The organism is Oryzihumus sp. (genome assembly GCF_036391795.1).
In the GTDB taxonomy this organism is placed as follows: domain Bacteria; phylum Actinomycetota; class Actinomycetes; order Actinomycetales; family Dermatophilaceae; genus Oryzihumus.
The window spans coordinates 1-17,127 of record NZ_DASVZH010000041.1; the positions used below are offsets into that span (position 1 = coordinate 1).

A 17,127-nucleotide genomic window follows, 5' to 3' on the forward strand; every position below is an offset into this window, starting at 1 on the left:
CGGCGAGCGGGTACCCCGCCGGTCTCAGGGCGCCAGGATCAGGACGGCAGGGTCAGGACGCCAGGGTCAGGACCGGGGTGCCCGCGGCGGTGCGGACCTCCACCCGGGCGATGTCGGACGACCGGGTGGCGCTGGCCGCGGTGACCTGCGAGACCTTTCCGGGCACCGCCGCCCAGGTGGCCACCTGCTCCGCGTGCCCCGTGCGGTCGACCACGACCAGGGCGTAGGAGGCGTTGGTGTTGCCGTAGTAGCGGGTGTCGTAGGTGCAGGTCAGCTCGATCCGGGTGCCCCAGGGGACCCCGACGAGGCGCGCGCTCGCATGCAGCGGGGTCACCGTGACCTGGCTCATCGCGGTCCCGACCGGCGCCGGCGTGGTGGAGGGGGTCCCGACCTGCGCCACACCGCCGGCGACGGCCACGGCCAGCAGTGCGGCAGCCGCCGCGGCTCCGGCACCGCCCAGCACCCAGCGCCGGCGGAGCCGGTCCCGGCGCACCTCCCGGGCCAGCCGGGGCAGCAGCGTCGCCGGGACCTCGGGCGGCGTGCTCTCGACCTCCTCGCGGGGCACCCGGGCGAGCAGGCCCGGCATACCGGCGAGCTCGCGCACCGCGCGGGCGCAGTCGTCGCACGAGGCCAGGTGGGACTCGTAGTCGCGGCGGTCCTCCGGGGACAGGGCCCCGAGCACGTAGGCGGCGTCGTACTCGGCGTAGGCGTCGGTGCTCACGAGGTCACCCCCATCTCCTGCAGGGCCAGGCGCAGGGCGCGCAGAGCGTAGTGCGTGCGGGACTTCACGGTGCCCTCGGGCACCTCGAGGATGCGTGCCGCCTCGGCCACCGACCGGCCACGGTAGTAGCACTCGAGGAGCACGGCACGGTGCTCCGGCGAGAGCCGCGCCAGGGCGTCGGCGACCAGCCACGACTGCAGCAGCTGGTCGGTGCGGTCGGAGGTGGGCACCTCGGGCGGCTCGTCGACTGCGAGCTCGTGGCGGTTGCGGGCCGAGCGCCACTCGTCCACGACGATGTGCCGCGCGACGGTGAAGAGCCAGGCGCGGGCCGAGCCGCCGGACTGGTCGAGCACCTGCGGCGAGCGCCACGCCCGCAGCAGGGTCTCCTGGACGATGTCCTCGGCCCGGGCGCGGTCCCCGCCGGTCAGGCGCAGGCAGAAACCCCACAGGGCGCCCGCGTGCTCCGCATGCAGGGCCTGCATCAGCTGGTCCGGGGTCTCGCTCACCACACCTCCCACCGCCACCACGAGAGGGATGCCCCCATGGTTCACCCGGGAGGTCAGGGGTGCAGCACCGCCGCGCCGTCGAACGCCCCCGAGGCCAGGTCACGCAGGGCGCCGTCGGCCCACGCCAGCGGGTAGGAGTGGGTCGTGGCCCGCACCCCCAGGCGGGCGGCCAGGGTCAGCAGCTCCTCGCCGTCGGCGCGGGTGTTGGCGGTGACGCTGCGCAGTCGCCGCTCCTCGAACAGCTCGCGGTCGTAGTTGAGCGAGGGGATGTCCGACATCCAGATGCCGGCCACCGCGGCGGTGCCCCCGCGGTCGAGGGCCCGCAGCGCCACCGGCACCAGCTCGCCGCTGGGGGCGAAGAGGATCGCACCGTCGAGCTTCTCCGGCGGCTCGTCGGTCGGGCCGCCCACGGAGTCGGCGCCCAGCGCCAGCGCCAGGCGACGGTTGCGGTCGCCGCGGGTCAGCACGTGCACCCGGATGCCCTGTTTGAGCGCGATCTGCGCGGTGAGGTGGGCGCTGCCACCGAAGCCGTAGACCCCGAGCGCGCCCCCGGGCCGGACCGCGGCGGCCTTGAGCGCCCGGAAGCCGATGATCCCGGCGCAGAGCAACGGCGCGGCCTGGTCGTCGCTGATGCCGTCCGGCAGCGCGTAGGCGAACCGTTCGTCGACAAGGCACTGCTCGGCGTAGCCACCGTCGACGTCCCACCCGGTGAACGTCGGCGACAGGCACAGGTTCTCCTCGCCACGCCGGCAGAAGCGGCAGGTCCCGTCGGTGCCCCCGAGCCAGGCGACCCCGACCCGGTCGCCCAGGGCGAAGCGGCCGCTCCCGGGCCCGAGCTGGTCGACGACCCCCACCACCTCGTGCCCCGGGATGACGCCGTGCCGCCGCGGGGTCAGGTCGCCCTCGGCCAGGTGCAGGTCGGTGCGGCACACCCCGCAGCACAGGACCCGCACCCTGACCTGTCCCGGCGCCGGCACGGGCGCCTCGCGCTCGACCTCCCGCAGTGGCCCGGTCGCGATGGGGCCCGGCTGGTCCACGATCCACGCCTTCACGTCACGAAGCGTCGCGGGCCCTGCCGGGTCAGGTCGGGCCGAAGGTCCCCTTGGGCGCACCGAAGGCCCCGGTGCGCGCGAACCGGTTGCGCCGTGGCGACGGGTCGGCGAGCGTGGTCGGACGTACGCCGTGCACCACCGACGAGGGGAACCACCCGTGGCGCTCGACCCGGACCTGCAAGCCGTAGACCTGTGGTGGCGCGCCGCGAACTACTGCGCCGTCGGCCAGATCTACCTGCTGGACAACCCGCTGCTGCGCGAGCCGTTGCGCCCCGAGCACGTCAAACCCCGGCTGCTGGGGCACTGGGGCACCAGCCCCGGGCTGAACCTGGTCTACGCCCACCTCAACCGGCTCATCCGCGAGCGCGACCTCGACGCGATCTTCGTCGCCGGCCCCGGGCACGGTGGGCCCGCGGTGGTGGCCAACACGTGGCTGGAGGGCACCTACAGCGAGGTCTACCCGCGGGTCGGGCAGGACGAGGAGGGGCTGCGCCGGCTGTTCCGCCAGTTCAGCTTCCCCGGCGGCATCCCCAGCCACGTGGCACCGGAGACCCCGGGCTCGATCCACGAGGGCGGTGAGCTCGGCTACTCCCTGGCCCACGCGTTCGGTGCCGCGTTCGACAACCCCGGCCTGCTGGTCGCCTGCGTCGTCGGCGACGGTGAGGCCGAGACCGGCGCGCTGGCGGCGAGCTGGCACTCCACTGCGTTCCTCAACCCACTGACCGACGGGTCGGTCCTGCCCGTGCTGCACCTCAACGGCTACAAGATCGCCGGGCCGACGGTGCTCGCCCGCATCCCCGAGGACCAGCTGCGCCGCCTGCTCGAGGGCGCCGGCTGGGAGCCGCGGTTCGTCACCGGCGACGACCCCGAGCAGGTCCACGTGGCCCTCGCCGAGGCGCTGGAGGAGTGCGTCGACATCATCGCCGCCATCGGTGACCGGGCCCGCTCGGCCGGTCCCGACGAGCCGGTCGAGCGGCCCACCTGGCCGATGGTGGTGCTGCGCACGCCCAAGGGGTGGACCGGCCCGCGCGAGGTGGACGGGGTGCGGGTTGAGGGCACTTTCCGCGCGCACCAGGTGCCCCTGTCCGCGGTGCGCACCAACCCCGAGCACCTGGCGATGCTGGAGGAGTGGCTGCGCTCCTACCGGCCCGAGGAGCTGTTCGACGAGGACGGCGCCCCGGTCGACGCGCTCTGGCGGGCGGCTCCCCGCGGGCAGCGCCGGATGAGCGACAACCCGCACGCCAACGGTGGCCTGCTGATGCGGCCGCTGGACCTGCCGGACGCGGCCGACCATGCCGTCGAGGTGGCCCACCCCGGGCGCGGCGCCACCGCCGCCACGCAGGTGCTCGGCGGGTGGCTGCGGGACGTCATGGCGGCCAATGCCGACCGGTTCCGGGTCATGGGCCCGGACGAGACCGCCTCCAACCGGCTCCAGGACCTCTTCGAGGTCACCGACCGCACGTGGATGGCCCAGCGGTATGCCGGGGACGACCACCTCGCGCCGGACGGGCGGGTCATGGAGGTGCTGTCCGAGCACCTGTGCCAGGGCTGGCTGGAGGGCTACCTGCTCACCGGGCGGCACGGCCTGTTCAACTGCTACGAGGCGTTCGTGCACATCGTGGACTCGATGTTCAACCAGCACGCCAAGTGGCTCAAGGTCACCCGTGACCTGCCCTGGCGCATGCCGATCCCGTCGTTGAACTACCTGCTCTCCTCGCACGTCTGGCGCCAGGACCACAACGGCTTCTCCCACCAGGACCCCGGGTTCATCGACCACGTGGTCAACAAGAAGGCCGAGATCGTCCGCGTCTACCTGCCCCCGGACGCCAACAGCCTGCTGGCCGTGGCCGAGCACTGCCTGGCCGGCACCGACAAGGTCAACGTCATCGTCGCCGGCAAGAACCCCGCGCTGGACTACCTGACCCTGGAGCAGGCCCGGGCCCACTGCGCGCGCGGGCTCGGGGTGTGGGAGTGGGCCGGCACCTCGGCCGGCGAGGTGCCCGACGTCGTCATGGCCTGCGCCGGGGACGTGCCCACCCTGGAGACCCTCGCCGCGGTGGCGCTGCTGCGCGAGCACCTGCCCGACCTGCGGGTGCGGGTGGTCAACGTGGTCGACCTGATGCGCCTGCAGCCGACCGCTGAGCACCCCCACGGCTTGCCCGACCGCGACTTCGACGAGCTGTTCACCACCGACCGGCCCGTGGTCTTCGCCTTCCACGGCTACCCCTGGCTGATCCACCGGCTGACCTACCGGCGCACCAACCACGCCAACCTCCACGTGCGCGGCTACAAGGAGAACGGCACCACCACCACGCCCTTCGACATGGTCATGCTCAACGACCTCGACCGCTTCCACCTGGTCATGGACGTCATCGACCGGGTGCCCGGGCTGGGGGTGCGGGCGGCGGGGCTGCGCCAGGAGATGGTCGACCGGCGCTTCGCGGCCCGGCAGTGGACGCGCGACCACGGCGAGGACGACCCGGCGGTCAGCGGGTGGGAGTGGCCCTGGCCGGCGCCGGAGGGGGCCGCCCGGTGAGGGTGCTGACCGTCAACGCCGGGTCCAGCAGCCTCAAGCTCTCCCTGCTCGCCGGGGACGACGCGCTCGCCACCGAGGAGCTCGAGGTCAGTGGCGACGGCCTGGACGAGGACCGCCTGGCCGCGGCATTGGGCGGGATGGACGGCATCGACGCCGTCGGCCACCGGGTCGTGCACGGCGGCCACCACCTGACCGGCCCGGTGCGGATCGACGAGGGGGTCCGCGAGCAGCTCGGCCGGCTCGTCGACCTCGCCCCGCTGCACCAGCCGAAGTCGCTGCGCGCCCTGGATGCGGTCGGCCGGGCGCTGCCCGGGGTGCCGGCGGTGGCCTGCTTCGACACCGCGTTCTTCGCCGGCCTGCCCGCGGCGGCGGCCACCTACGCCCTGCCCCGGGAGTGGCGGGAGCGCTACGGGCTGCGACGGTTCGGCTTCCACGGCCTCTCCCACGCCTGGGCGAGCGCCCGGGCGCGGGAGATCGTCGGCGGCAGCGCAGGGCTGCGGGTGGTGGTGGCCCACCTCGGGTCCGGCTGCTCCCTGTCGGCGGTGGTCGACGGCCGGGCGATGGACACCACCATGGGCTTCACCCCGCTCGAGGGGCTGGTCATGGGCACCCGCTCCGGCACGGTCGACCCGGGGCTGCTGCTCTGGCTCGAGGAGCACGAGGGGATGCCCCCGCAGGAGGTGGCCGACGCCCTGGAGCACCGGTCCGGGCTGCTCGGCCTGTGCGGCACCGCGGACATGCGCGAGGTGCTGCGCCGGGTGGGGAAGCGCGACGCCGACGCCGGGCTGGCCCTGGACACGTGGGTGCACCGCGTGGTCACCGGGGTCGGGGCGATGGCCGCGTCCGCCGGCGGCCTGGACGTCCTGGTGTTCACCGGCGGGGTGGGGGAGCGGGCCGCGCCGGTGCGCCGGCTGGTCGCCGCCCGTCTCGGGTTCCTCGGCGTGCTGGTCGACGACGAGGCCAACGACCGCGCCGACGGTGGCGCCGACGCGGACATCGGCGCCGGGGCCGCCCGGGTCCTGCTGGTCCGGGCCCGGGAGGACCTGGAGATCGCCCGGCAGGTGCGCGAGGTCCTGGGCGGCTGACCGCTCAGGCCGGACGGGTCAGCCGAGCCAGGGCGTCGAGGGCGACCCGTGGCCCGTCCTCGGTCTCGACCCGGCGCTCGACGCGGTCGGCGCGCACGACCTCGAGCCCGAGGCCGGCGAGGTCGTCCACCACGTCGGCGGCGGTGAAGAGCACGGCCGGGTCCTGGGGGCCGCCCCAGCCGTGCTCGAGGTTGCTGCTGTCGTGGCCGACGACGAGCAGCGTGCCTCCCGGGGCGAGGGCGGCCGCGGCACGCCGGGTCGCCTCCCGGCGCAGGGGCGGGACCAGCTGGAGGTAGGCGACGACGACGAGGTCGAAGGCGTCCGGCGGCCAGGTCACGGCGGTCGCGTCGGCGCAGACCCACTCGAGCGCCATCGGGGTGCCGCCGGCCTCGAGGCGGTCCTGGGCGGCGCGGCCCTTGGCCAGCCCCTGCTCGGCGAAGTCGGAGGCCGTGACCCGCCAGCCGAGGCCGGCCAGCCACAGCGCGTTGCGGCCCTCGCCGCAGGCCAGGTCCAGTGCGCGGCCGGGCGGCAGCCCGGCCAGCTCCGACTCGACCCACTGGTTGGGGCCGGCGGACCAGACGAGCTCCGACCCGGCATACCGGGTGTTCCAGGCGTCGGCGTCCATGCGCCTCAGCCTGTCACTTCGCGGCGCGCGCGGCCTCCTCCTGGGCGACCTGGGCACGCACGTCCTCCATGTCGAGCCCGCGGACCGCGGTGATGACCTGCTCGAGGGCCTGCGCCGGCAGCGCGCCGGGCTGGGCGAACACGAGGATGCCGTCACGGAACGCCATCAGCGTCGGGATCGAGCTGATCCCGGCGGCGGAGGACAGCGCCTGCTCGGCCTCGGTGTCGACCTTGGCGAACGTGATGTCCGGGTGGGTCTCGGAGGCCTTCTCGAACACGGGCGCGAACATGCGGCAAGGGCCGCACCACTCGGCCCAGAAGTCGACGAGCACGATGCCGTCCTGGAGCACGGTCGGCTCGAACGTCTGCGCGGTGAGGGCGGTGGTCGCCATGGGATCGATCCTTCGTCGGGAGCGGGTGATGTGGGGTACAACGGCGGCGGGGCCGGCGTGCTTCCCCGCGACGGTGCAGGTGGGGGCGCCGCGGCGTGCGACAGTGTGCCCATGAGCGAGGAGTCGGTGATCGGCCAGCTGGCCGACGTCGCCCATGAGGCGGCCCGTGCCGTGGACGGGGCCGTCCCGGCCGAGGGGGGCGTGACCGACCGTGAGCTCGGCCGGGCCGGGCGTCGCGCCAGGTGGGCCGGGCCGGTCTTCGCCGGCCTCGCCGCGGCGATGGTGCCGTGGACGGTCTACCTGGCGGTCACCCTGCCCAGCAAGCAGACCGCCGAGCACTACGACCTGGCCTGGGTCGGCTTCGACGTCGCCCTCCTGGCCATGCTCGCGTGGACGGCGTGGACAGCCTTCCGGCGCTCACCCGTGCTCACCGTGTCGGCCTCGATGACCGCGATGATGCTCCTGGTCGACGCCTGGTTCGACGTGGTGACCGCGCCGAGCGCCAAGGAGCTGGCCCTGTCCCTGCCGATGGCCCTCATCGTCGAGCTGCCGCTGGCCGCAGTGTGCATCTGGCTCGCGCACAACGGGCAGCGGATCGCGGAGCGCCTCGTGGTCCTCCGGCTGCGGCGGCGCCGCCGGGCGCGGACACGCTGACCCTCCGGGGTGGAGGTGCGCCGGGATGTTGTGAGGGGGCTGTGCCGGCGCTGTGACCAGCGCCCTTGACAGTGAGGCGATTTGCCGCCTTTGTCCTTGGGCGTCCATGGTGCTCCGATGACCACCTCAGCCGAGAGAACCACCGAGGCTCCGCAGTCGGGCACCCTCGACGCGGGCCTCAAGCCCCGCCACATCACGATGATCTCCATCGCGGGGGTGATCGGAGCAGGACTGTTCGTCGGGTCCTCGACCGCCATCGCGGCCGCCGGACCTGCGGTCCTCGTCGCCTACGCCCTGGCCGGGACGCTGGTCGTCCTCGTCATGCGGATGCTCGGCGAGATGGCCACCGCCCAGCCCGACACCGGGTCCTTCTCCACGTATGCCGACCGCGCCCTCGGGCGCTGGGCCGGGTTCTCCATCGGCTGGCTCTACTGGTGGTTCTGGGTGCTGGTCATCCCGATCGAGGCCACGGCCGGCGCCAAGATCCTCAACGGCTGGATCCCCAGCGTCTCGACGTGGGTCTTCGCCCTGCTCATCACGGGGCTGCTCATGGTCACCAACCTGTTCTCGGTGAAGAACTACGGCGAGTTCGAGTTCTGGTTCGCCCTGGTCAAGGTCGTCGCCATCGTGGCGTTCATCGTGCTCGGCGTGCTCGCCATCGCCGGCGTGCTGCCCGGCTCCCACGCCTCCGGCGTCAGCCACCTGTTCAGCAACGGCGGCTTCATGCCCAACGGCTTCGGTGCAGTGCTCGCCGCGATGCTGACCACGATGTTCACCTTCATGGGCACCGAGATCGTCACCATCGCCGCCGCCGAGTCGCCCAACCCCGAGGCCGGGATCCGCAAGGCCGTCAACTCGGTGATCTCGCGGATCAGCCTCTTCTATCTCGGCTCGATCCTCGTCGTCGTCTCCCTGGTCGCCTGGAACGCCAAGGGCCTGGCGGACAAGGGCTCCTACCAGTTCGCCCTCGAGCAGATGGGCATCACCTGGGCCGCGCCGGTCATGGACGTGGTCATCCTGACCGCTGTCGCCTCCTGCCTGAACTCCGCGCTCTACACCGCCTCCCGCATGGCCTTCTCGCTCTCGCAGCGAGGCGACGCCCCGCGCGGCTGGTCCACCACGACGAGCCGGGGCGTGCCGGCCAAGGCCATCATCGCCAGCTCGGTGGTCGGCTTCCTCGGGGTCGCCGGCAACTACCTGCTCCCGGAGAAGATCTTCGGCTACCTGCTGGCCAGCTCCGGTGCCATCGCCCTGTTCGTCTACCTCGTCATCGCCTGCTCGCAGCTGGTGATGCGCCGCCGCCTGGATGCCGAGGGGCACCGGCCGGCCGTGCGGATGTGGCTGTTCCCGACGCTGACGTGGGCGACCATCGTCTTCATCGTCGGCGTGCTCGTGCTCATGGTGATCCGCCCGGAGCACCGGCTCGAGCTCGAGCTGAGCGTCGTCCTGGCGGCGGCGATTGTCGCCATCGGTGTCGCCCGGCGCAAGGGCCTGGTTCGGCATACCAGCGAGTAGTTGGAAAGATGAGGCGCATGCCAGCTGCGCCTTCGGTCTCCAACTCCATCACCGTCCGCCTCGAGCTCCCGGCGCGTGCCACCGCCGTCAGTGAGCTCACCACCGCGATCGAGCGCAGCGGCGGCCTGGTCACGGGACTCGATGTCACCGCGTCCGGGCCGTCGCGGCTGCGCGTCGACGTGACCGCGGCGGCCCGCGACAGCGCCCACGCCGACGAGATCGTCGAGGCGATGCGCGCCGTCGAGGGCGTGCAGATCGGCAAGGTCAGCGACCGGACGTTCCTGGTCCACCTCGGCGGCAAGCTCAAGATCGAGTCCAAGGTCCCGATCCGCAACCGTGACGACCTGTCGCTGATCTACACCCCCGGCGTCGCCCGGATCTGCACCGCCATCGCCGAGAACCCCGACGACGCCCGGCGCCTGACGATCAAGCGCAACACCGTCGCCGTGGTCACCGACGGGTCGGCCGTGCTCGGGCTGGGCAACCTCGGCCCGCTGGCCGCCCTGCCGGTCATGGAGGGCAAGGCGGCGCTGTTCAAGCGGTTCGCCGACATCGACGCCTTCCCGATCTGCCTGGACACCCAGGACACCGACGAGATCGTGGCCGCGGTCAAGGCGATCGCCCCGGTGTTCGCCGGGATCAACCTGGAGGACATCTCGGCGCCGCGCTGCTTCGAGGTCGAGGCCCGGCTGCGCGAGGAGCTGGACATCCCGGTCTTCCACGACGACCAGCACGGCACCGCGATCGTGGCACTGGCCGCCCTGCGCAACGCCCTGCGCTGCGTCGGGAAGGCCCTGCCGGACGTGCGCATCGTCATGAGCGGCGCCGGGGCGGCGGGCACCGCCATCCTCAAGCTGCTGCTCAAGGCCGGCGCGCGTGACGTCGTCGTCGCCGACTTCCACGGGGTCGTGCACGCCGGCCGCGAGGACATCGTCAACAACGGCCACGACAACCTGCGCTGGATCGCCGCGCACACCAACCAGCGCGGGCTGACCGGCACGCTGCGCGAGGCCCTGGTCGGGGCTGACGTGTTCATCGGCGTCTCGGCGCCGCACATCCTCACCGGGGAGGACATCGAGACGATGGCCTCCGACTCCATCGTCTTCGCCATGGCCAACCCCGAGCCCGAGGTCGACCCCGCCGAGGCCGCCCGCCACGCCGCGGTCGTGGCCACCGGGCGCTCGGACTTCGCCAACCAGATCAACAACGTCCTGGCCTTCCCCGGGGTGTTCCGCGGGCTGCTCGACGCGGCGTCCACCTCGGTCACCGACGACGTGCTGCTCGCCGCCGCCGACGCCCTCGCCGGCGTGGTCACCGACGAGCAGCTCAACCCCGCCTACATCGTGCCCAGCGTCTTCCACCCCGACGTCACCAAGGTCGTGGCCGCCGCGGTCGAGGCCGCCGCCCTCCGGGCCAAGGAGGCGGCCGTCATCGGGGATGCCGGGGTCGAGGCCGACCCCGAGGTCGTGCCGGTCGAGGCGTGAGCCACCGCTCCGGCCGGAGGGGGCGCCCTCTCCGGCCGGACCGGCGTCGTCCTGGGTGACGACGCCCCCCTGCGGGGTCTGGATGAGCGGATCTACGTCGTGGGCCGTAGGGTTCTGGTCGCGGTTCGTGGTTGCGTAGTTGTTGGCCCGCAACGGGTTTCCCCGGTCTGACTCGACCACTCGCACCACAACGAACCTCCCGACCGTGACCAGACGACACCGCCGAGACGCCATGACCGCACCGACCGTGATCCGCATCCGACTCCCGCGCCGTGCCGGCCTGACCCTCCTGAGCGCTGCCGTGGTCGCCGCGTGCGTGGTCGGTGCCCTGACCGGGCCCCCGGCGGGGGCGTTCGACGGCGTGCAGGGCACCGCCCAGAAGCCGGCCACCGGCCCCGACGACCTCGCCCGGTCCGAGGCGTGGTTCGGCCCCGACGGCACCCTGGGTGACGGCTCGGGCGTGGGGGACCGGGCCGGCTCCCGCCAGGTCGCCAAGGTGGCCCTGGTCGCGGCCCGGATCCAGGACGCCCCGGTCGAGGACTTCGCCGTGCCACGCACCGTGCTCGACTCCTACCGCCGGGCGGCGTCCTCGCTCGCGGTGTCCGACCCCTCGTGCCACCTGCAGTGGTGGGTCCTCGCCGGGATCGGCCGGATCGAGTCCGGGCACGCGGCGGGCGGCCGGGTCGACGCCAGCGGCACGACCCGGGGTCCGATCCTGGGGCCGGTCCTCGACGGTTCGCTGCCCGGCACCGCGGTCATCCGCGACACCGACCGGGGCACGCTCGACGGTGACACCCACTTCGACCGGGCGGTGGGGCCGATGCAGTTCGTGCCCGCCACCTGGGCGAGCTACGCCTCGGACGGCAACCACGACGGGGTCGCCAGCCCCAACAACGTCTACGACGCCTCCCTCGCCGCCGGGCGCTACCTGTGCTCGGGGTCGCTGGACCTGGCCACCGATGCCGGCCTGGCCCGCGCGATCCTGCGCTACAACGACTCGGTCGACTACCTGCGGTCCGTGCTCTCCTGGGGCCTGGCCTACCGCGACGGCACGCAGTCGGTCCTGGACAGCACCTCGACGGTCCCTGCGGGGTCCCCGCACCAGCCGTGGACCACGGTGACGGCACCGGGGATGCCGACCGCGCTGACCAGCCACCCGACCTCCAGCACCACCACGGCCCGGCCGACGACGTCGACCACCTCCAGCCCGGGCACGAGCACCACCTCGACGTCGTCGAGCTCGACCGGCACGCCCACATCCGCGACCAGCTCCTCCAGCTCGACCGGGTCGCCCACGTCCTCGCCGTCCTCGACCACCAGCACCACGAGCGGGCCCACCTCCACGTCGTCGACCTCGACCAGCACGACGTGCACCAGCGCCCCCTCGACGTCCAGCACGTCGACGACGAGCACGACGTCGACCTCGTCGACGACCAGCAGCACGGACGGCCCGACCTCGTCCTGCCCGCCGACGACGACCCCGTCCGGCAGCACCAGCGGGACGACCTCGCCCACGAGCGAGCCGACCCGCCGGACGGCCACCGGGGGCGGCGGGTAGGAGGCCACCGGGCCCTGCGTGGTCAGGGGCACCCCGTCGCGCTGGTAGACTTGGGACATCCCCTGCAAGGACTGGCGCAGATCGCGCCGACCGACACGTGCACCTGGCACGCGGTTGAGGCAGGGACACGCCGGATAGCAACCGTTACCTCCGGCCCGCCGGGCGCCTGGTGCGCCTGAGGCTCGTTCTCATCGTTACCGCAGCAGGTAGCTCGAGGCGTGCCTACCTCGAGTACCGAAGTGGATTCGTCGATGACCAATCACTCCGGGCGCTCCTCCGCGCCCAAGAAGGCCCGCTGGACCACCGCCAAGAAGGCGGAGGTCAAGAAGGGCCCCAAGAAGCCGCACCGCGGCCAGACCCCCCGCTCGTATGACGACCGCGCGCCCCAGGCGCGCCAGGACCGTCCCGCGCGTCGTGAGTTCGACCGGGACGACCGTCCGCAGCGCTTCGACCGGGACGACCGCCCGCAGCGTCGTTTCGACCGGGACGAGCGTCCGGCGCGTCGTGAGTTCAGCCGCGACGACCGTCCGCAGCGCTTCGACCGGGACGACCGTCCGCAGCGTCGCTTCGACCGGGACGAGCGCCCGGCCCGCCGCGAGGAGGTCGTCGAGGCGCCCGTGACCGTCGCGGACGACAACGGTTTCGCCGCGCTCGGCCTGCCGACGCCGATCGTCGCCCGCCTCGCCCGGGACGGCATCACTGCGCCGTTCCCGATCCAGGCCGCGACCATCCCGGACGCGCTGGCCGGCAAGGACGTGCTCGGCCGTGGCCAGACCGGCTCCGGCAAGACCCTGTCCTTCGGCCTGCCCATGCTGACCCGCCTCGCGGCGGGGGAGCGCGCCAAGCCCAACAAGCCCAAGGCGCTCGTGCTGGTGCCGACCCGTGAGCTGGCCATGCAGGTCAGCGACGCGCTCCAGCCGCTGGTGCACGTCCTCGGCCTGAGCCACAAGCTCGTCGCCGGCGGCATGCCCTACCCGCCGCAGCTGATGGCGCTCGAGAAGGGCGTCGACCTGCTCATCGCCACGCCGGGCCGGCTCAACGACCTCATCGAGCGCGGCGCCGTCCAGCTCGACGAGATCGCGATCGCCGTCCTCGACGAGGCCGACCACATGGCCGAGATGGGCTTCCTGCCCGAGATCACCGCGATCCTCGACCTCATCCCCGCCGGCGGCCAGCGCCTGCTCTTCTCCGCCACGCTGGACCGCGGCATCGACACCGTGGTCGAGCGCTACCTGACCGACCCGGTGACCCACTCCACCGACGACGCGACCGCGAGCGTCGCGACGATGGAGCACCACATCCTGCTCATCGAGCCGATGCACAAGAAGGTCATCACCGCCGAGGTCGCCAACCGCGAGGGCCGCACCGTCGTGTTCGTGCGGACCAAGCTCGGCGCCGACCGCGTCGCCGAGCAGCTGCGTGAGCAGGGCGTGTTCGCCGCGGCCCTGCACGGTGGCCTCAACCAGGGCGCCCGCAACCGCGTCCTGGGTGCCTTCCGTGACGGCAAGCTGCCGGTCCTGGTCGCCACCGACGTGGCCGCCCGTGGCATCCACGTGGACGACGTCAGCGTGGTGCTGCAGGTCGACCCGCCGGCCGACCACAAGGACTACCTGCACCGCTCGGGCCGCACCGCCCGCGCCGGTGACAAGGGGACCGTCGTCACCCTGGCCCTGCCGCACCAGCGTCGCGGCATGGAGCGCCTCGCCCGCGAGGCGGGCCTGGAGACCGTGCCGACGCGCGCCCTCCCCGGCGACGACGTGCTCGCGGCCACCGGTGCCCGGACCCCCAGCGGCGTCCCGGTGCCGGAGCACGAGTTCCGCCGCCTCCTCGAGGGCGAGAAGCGTCAGCACCGCCGCCCCGGCGGCCCCGGCCGCCCGCGCGGCCAGCGCAGCGGCTTTCGCGCCCCGCGCTACTGACGCCCGCGAAGGGGTGACCGGTCACACGACGATCGGCCCTCCTGCCCCGGCAGGCTGACCGGCAGAATGCCCGGTGTGGAATCCACATTCCTCACCGGGCATCTGCTTGTCGCGACCCCGCAGACCGGCGGCGAGGTGTTTCGCCGCAGCGTCGTGCTGCTCCTGCACCACGACGAGGAGGGCGCGCAGGGCGTGGTGATCAACCGCCCGCTCGACGCGACGGTCGACGCGGTGCTGCCCGGCTGGGAGGAGGTCGCCACCCCGCCCGCGCGCGTCTTCCAGGGCGGCCCCGTGGCCCTCGACTCCGCCCTCGGCCTGGTCTCGGTGCCCGGTGGGGGAGAGGCTCCGATGGGGGTCAAGCTGCTCTTCGGCGGCCTCGGCCTGGTGGACCTCGACATCCCGCCCCTGGTGGTCGCGCCCGAGATCGCGGGCCTGCGGATCTTCGCCGGGTATGCCGGGTGGTCGCCCGGGCAGCTCGAGGACGAGATCCGCGCAGGCGGCTGGTACGTCGTGGACGCCGAGGCCCGCGACGGCTTCAGCGCCGAGCCGGAGTCGCTGTGGCCCGACGTGCTGCGGCGCCAGCGCGGCAACCTGGCCCTGGTCGCCAGCTTCCCGGACGACCCCACGATGAACTGAGGCCGGCCTGCCGCGCCCGCTCAGGCGTGCGCGGCGTCGAGCGCGGCCTGCAGGCTCTGCTTGTACCCCTCGCTGGTGAACGTCGCCCCGCTGACCGAGTCGATCCGCGCGGACTGGGCGCTGATCGCCTCCTGGCGCAGCACCGGCGCCGCACGGCCGCTGATCCCCACCGACGTCGAGCTGCTGTCGGTGAGCTTGAGGGCCACGACGTCCTTCAGGCGCGTGCCCACGAGCACCGCCTTGACCTGCACGGTGCCGTAGGGGGTCGAGACCAGCGCTCCCGTGACCGACCGGCGGGTCGACGTCGAGCCGGAGGCGGGCGACTTGCCCGATGAGCCGGCTGCTCGGGGCGCGCCGGCCTTGGCGGGCGCCGGCGGCGGCGCCGCGGCAGCGACGTGGACTCCCGCCACCGGCGAGGTGCCCTGCTGGGCGCCGGCCTCCCAGCTCGTGATCAACGCGGCCGCGCCGGCAACGGCCACGGCGGCTCCCGTCAGCAGCCTCACCAGGAGAACCTCTCGTCGTGGATGTGGGCCCGGGGCACGCGCGCCCGGCGCAGGCTGGTGTGGACGAGGTCCATCCACACCGGCGGCCCGCACAGGTAGACGTCGTGCTCCCTCAGGTGGGGGACCAGCTCGGCCAGGGCGGAGGCGTCGTCGTCCCCGCGCCCGACGTGCTCGGGCAGCCACGACCCGCGCACCGGGGGGCCGGTGAGCAGGTGCAGCCGGTGGCCGCCGTGGCGGCTGACCGCGTCCAGCTCGTCCCGCAGCGCGAGCTGGGAGGCGTGGTCGGCCCGGTAGATCACCGTGACGTCACCGGGGGCGGTGGCGGGGTCGCGCGCCAGCTCCTCGGCCAGGGCGCGGATCGGCGTGACGCCGATGCCCGCGGCCAGCAGCAGCACCTTGCGACGGGTCCGGCGGCGCGTGGTGAACGCGCCGTACGGGCCCTCGACCAGCACCCGCGTGCCGGGGCGCAGGTCGGCCAGCAGGCTGGAGTGGTCGCCGAGCTCCCGCACGGTCAGCCGCAGGCTCCGGCCGTCGGGCTGGGCCGACAGCGACCACGGGTGGGCGGCTGCCCACAGGCCGCGGGTCAGGAAGCGCCACTGGAAGAACTGCCCGGCCCGGGCCTCCAGCGCGCGGAGGTCCCGGCCCGCGACGTGGACCGACCAGGTGTCGGGGGTCTCCTGGACGACGCGCTCGACGTAGAGCCGGTGCCGGGCAGAGCGGAAGACCGGCACGGCGAACCGCCACCAGATGATGCTGGCGGCCACGAGGACGTAGAGGCCGAGCCAGACGAAGCGCACCAGCCCGCTGCTGGTGATGTCGGAGCCCACCGAGAGCTGGTGGGGGATGGCCAGCGCGACCGCGGCGTAGGCCCCCAGGTGCACCAGGTGCCAGCGCTCGTAGCCGACGCGGCGCATGGCCGCCCGCACCGAGGTCACCGCGATGAGGACCAGCAGGAAGAGCGCGATGGTTGCGGTGAGCATGTCCGGGACGCCGGAGAGCATCGCGAACGGCTCGCGCAGCCACCCCGACCACCACGGCATGCCGTCCCGCGCGGCGTAGCCGAGCACGAGCGACTCGGCGTGGACCAGCACCAGCGGCACAGTGACCCGGCCGAGGACGCGGTGGGCCTTGAGCGCCCGGTCCGAGCCGTAGACGCGGTCCACCCATGGCACCCGGGCGGCGAGCAGCATCTGCACCAGGAGGAGGTCGACAGCGACCAGGCCGGTCAGCTGGCCCACGGCAATGAGCCGGCTGCCCCACGTCCCGGTCACCAGGTGCTGGCCGCCACCGTCGCGCAGGAACACCGAGACGGTCGCCACCAGCAGGCCGGCGGCCATCAGCTCGAGCAGGTCGCTGGTGCGGGCGCGCCACTGCTGGTGCTGCCGTCCACGCAGGTGCAGCTGGCGGCGCCGCGCCCGACCGGGCGAGGGCAGCGGCTGGGTCTGCGGGGAGGTTGTCATGACCACAAGGGTGCGTGGTCACTCTCAGACCATCCTCGGAACCGCGCGGAGCCCCACCGTCCCGGCCACCCGGCATACCGGGCGCTTAGACTCGGGGACATGAGCGACAACCCGCTGAGCGACCCGTACGAGCCTCAGGCGCAGCCGTCGGGGCCGTCCACCTCGACCTCCGTGCTCGAGCGCGAGCAGGTCGAGGAGCAGGTCCAGGAGCCGGGTGACCACGAGCGCTTCTCCCACTACGTGCGCAAGGAGAAGATCCTCGAGAGCGCGCTGTCCGGGGAGCCGGTCGTCGCGCTGTGCGGCAAGGTCTGGGTGCCCGGACGCGACCCCCAGAAGTTCCCGGTCTGCCCCGTCTGCAAGGAGATCTACGAGGGCCTGCGCGCGCCGCAGGACGGCGAGGACTGAGCGCCCGATAACACATGGAGGGACCCCGTCCGTGGTGGCGGGGTCCCGGCATGTCGGGTCCCGGATTTCGTTACCCTCGG

General features: G+C 73.5%; 16 protein-coding genes. 9 read left to right on the forward strand and 7 right to left on the reverse strand.

Features of this window, described 5'->3' with window-relative positions:
* Positions 1-52 precede the first annotated feature (52 nt).
* Genes VF825_RS02080 through VF825_RS02090 form a run of 3 tightly spaced genes read right to left on the reverse strand, consistent with a single transcriptional unit; the run spans position 53 to position 2,279 of the window.
* Positions 53-721 (reverse strand): zf-HC2 domain-containing protein, encoded by a 669-nt coding sequence (locus VF825_RS02080; RefSeq protein ID WP_331109631.1) that lies wholly within the window; start codon positions 719-721, stop codon positions 53-55.
* Complete coding sequence (locus VF825_RS02085) at positions 718-1,230, reverse strand: sigma-70 family RNA polymerase sigma factor (protein ID WP_331109633.1); 513 nt, start codon at positions 1,228-1,230, stop codon at positions 718-720. The genes VF825_RS02080 and VF825_RS02085 overlap by 4 nt, the downstream gene beginning before the upstream one ends.
* A gap of 50 nt (positions 1,231-1,280) precedes the next feature.
* Positions 1,281-2,279 carry a zinc-dependent alcohol dehydrogenase family protein gene (locus VF825_RS02090; RefSeq protein ID WP_331109635.1) on the reverse strand — a complete coding sequence of 333 codons (999 nt, stop codon included), beginning with the start codon at positions 2,277-2,279 and terminating at the stop codon, positions 1,281-1,283.
* Between the two features lie 157 nt (positions 2,280-2,436).
* On the opposite strand from VF825_RS02090, the gene VF825_RS02095 reads away from it, so the two are divergent.
* A complete protein-coding gene (locus VF825_RS02095) occupies positions 2,437-4,815 on the forward strand; it encodes a phosphoketolase family protein (protein WP_331109637.1) in 2,379 nt (792 codons plus the stop codon).
* Complete coding sequence (locus tag VF825_RS02100) at positions 4,812-5,900, forward strand: acetate/propionate family kinase (RefSeq protein ID WP_331109639.1); 1,089 nt, start codon at positions 4,812-4,814, stop codon at positions 5,898-5,900. Before VF825_RS02095 ends, VF825_RS02100 begins: the two co-directional genes overlap by 4 nt.
* Before the next feature lie 4 nt (positions 5,901-5,904).
* On the opposite strand, the gene VF825_RS02105 is transcribed toward VF825_RS02100, so the two are convergent.
* The gene (locus tag VF825_RS02105; protein WP_331109641.1) at positions 5,905-6,525 is read right to left on the reverse strand and encodes a class I SAM-dependent methyltransferase; all 621 of its coding nucleotides are present in this window, start codon (positions 6,523-6,525) and stop codon (positions 5,905-5,907) included.
* 13 nt (positions 6,526-6,538) lie between these two features.
* On the reverse strand, positions 6,539-6,916 hold the full coding sequence (trxA, locus tag VF825_RS02110; protein ID WP_331109643.1) for a thioredoxin: 378 nt from the start codon (positions 6,914-6,916) through the stop codon (positions 6,539-6,541).
* A gap of 111 nt (positions 6,917-7,027) precedes the next feature.
* Between trxA and VF825_RS02115 the strand changes: the two genes are divergently transcribed.
* The 6 genes from VF825_RS02115 to VF825_RS02140 all read left to right on the forward strand — a co-directional run bounded on the left by VF825_RS02115 (position 7,028) and on the right by VF825_RS02140 (position 14,679).
* Positions 7,028-7,570, forward strand: coding sequence for a hypothetical protein (locus tag VF825_RS02115; RefSeq protein ID WP_331109645.1), 543 nt, complete (start codon positions 7,028-7,030; stop codon positions 7,568-7,570).
* Between the two features lie 117 nt (positions 7,571-7,687).
* Positions 7,688-9,085: an amino acid permease gene (locus VF825_RS02120; protein WP_331109647.1), complete on the forward strand. Its 1,398-nt coding sequence runs from the start codon at positions 7,688-7,690 to the stop codon at positions 9,083-9,085.
* Positions 9,086-9,102: 17 nt separating this feature from the next.
* Positions 9,103-10,569 (forward strand): NAD-dependent malic enzyme, encoded by a 1,467-nt coding sequence (locus VF825_RS02125; protein ID WP_331109648.1) that lies wholly within the window; start codon positions 9,103-9,105, stop codon positions 10,567-10,569.
* Positions 10,570-10,801: 232 nt separating this feature from the next.
* Positions 10,802-12,127 (forward strand): hypothetical protein, encoded by a 1,326-nt coding sequence (locus VF825_RS02130; protein ID WP_331109650.1) that lies wholly within the window; start codon positions 10,802-10,804, stop codon positions 12,125-12,127.
* Positions 12,128-12,378: 251 nt separating this feature from the next.
* A complete protein-coding gene (locus VF825_RS02135) occupies positions 12,379-14,043 on the forward strand; it encodes a DEAD/DEAH box helicase (RefSeq protein WP_331109652.1) in 1,665 nt (554 codons plus the stop codon).
* A gap of 66 nt (positions 14,044-14,109) precedes the next feature.
* Positions 14,110-14,679 (forward strand): YqgE/AlgH family protein, encoded by a 570-nt coding sequence (locus tag VF825_RS02140; protein WP_331109654.1) that lies wholly within the window; start codon positions 14,110-14,112, stop codon positions 14,677-14,679.
* A gap of 20 nt (positions 14,680-14,699) precedes the next feature.
* Here VF825_RS02140 and VF825_RS02145 read toward each other — a convergent pair whose 3' ends face one another.
* Both VF825_RS02145 and VF825_RS02150 read right to left on the reverse strand, forming a co-directional pair.
* Positions 14,700-15,182 (reverse strand): FMN-binding protein, encoded by a 483-nt coding sequence (locus VF825_RS02145; protein ID WP_331109656.1) that lies wholly within the window; start codon positions 15,180-15,182, stop codon positions 14,700-14,702.
* Positions 15,179-16,642, reverse strand: a complete 1,464-nt coding sequence (locus VF825_RS02150) for a ferredoxin reductase family protein (protein ID WP_331109658.1) — start codon at positions 16,640-16,642, stop codon at positions 15,179-15,181. Before VF825_RS02150 ends, VF825_RS02145 begins: the two co-directional genes overlap by 4 nt.
* A 99-nt stretch (positions 16,643-16,741) precedes the next feature.
* Between VF825_RS02150 and VF825_RS02155 the strand changes: the two genes are divergently transcribed.
* The gene (locus VF825_RS02155) at positions 16,742-17,047 is read left to right on the forward strand and encodes a DUF3039 domain-containing protein (protein ID WP_331109660.1); all 306 of its coding nucleotides are present in this window, start codon (positions 16,742-16,744) and stop codon (positions 17,045-17,047) included.
* Positions 17,048-17,127 lie beyond the last annotated feature (80 nt).

Coding starts and splice junctions, on each gene's coding strand:
- VF825_RS02105 (WP_331109641.1), bottom strand. CDS start 6,525: ATGGACGCCGACGCCTGGAACACCCGGTATGCCGGGTCGGAGCTCGTC.
- trxA (WP_331109643.1), bottom strand. CDS start 6,916: ATGGCGACCACCGCCCTCACCGCGCAGACGTTCGAGCCGACCGTGCTC.
- VF825_RS02115 (WP_331109645.1), top strand. CDS start 7,028: ATGAGCGAGGAGTCGGTGATCGGCCAGCTGGCCGACGTCGCCCATGAG.
- VF825_RS02120 (WP_331109647.1), top strand. CDS start 7,688: ATGACCACCTCAGCCGAGAGAACCACCGAGGCTCCGCAGTCGGGCACC.
- VF825_RS02125 (WP_331109648.1), top strand. CDS start 9,103: ATGCCAGCTGCGCCTTCGGTCTCCAACTCCATCACCGTCCGCCTCGAG.
- VF825_RS02130 (WP_331109650.1), top strand. CDS start 10,802: ATGACCGCACCGACCGTGATCCGCATCCGACTCCCGCGCCGTGCCGGC.
- VF825_RS02135 (WP_331109652.1), top strand. CDS start 12,379: ATGACCAATCACTCCGGGCGCTCCTCCGCGCCCAAGAAGGCCCGCTGG.
- VF825_RS02140 (WP_331109654.1), top strand. CDS start 14,110: ATGCCCGGTGTGGAATCCACATTCCTCACCGGGCATCTGCTTGTCGCG.
- VF825_RS02150 (WP_331109658.1), bottom strand. CDS start 16,642: ATGACAACCTCCCCGCAGACCCAGCCGCTGCCCTCGCCCGGTCGGGCG.
- VF825_RS02155 (WP_331109660.1), top strand. CDS start 16,742: ATGAGCGACAACCCGCTGAGCGACCCGTACGAGCCTCAGGCGCAGCCG.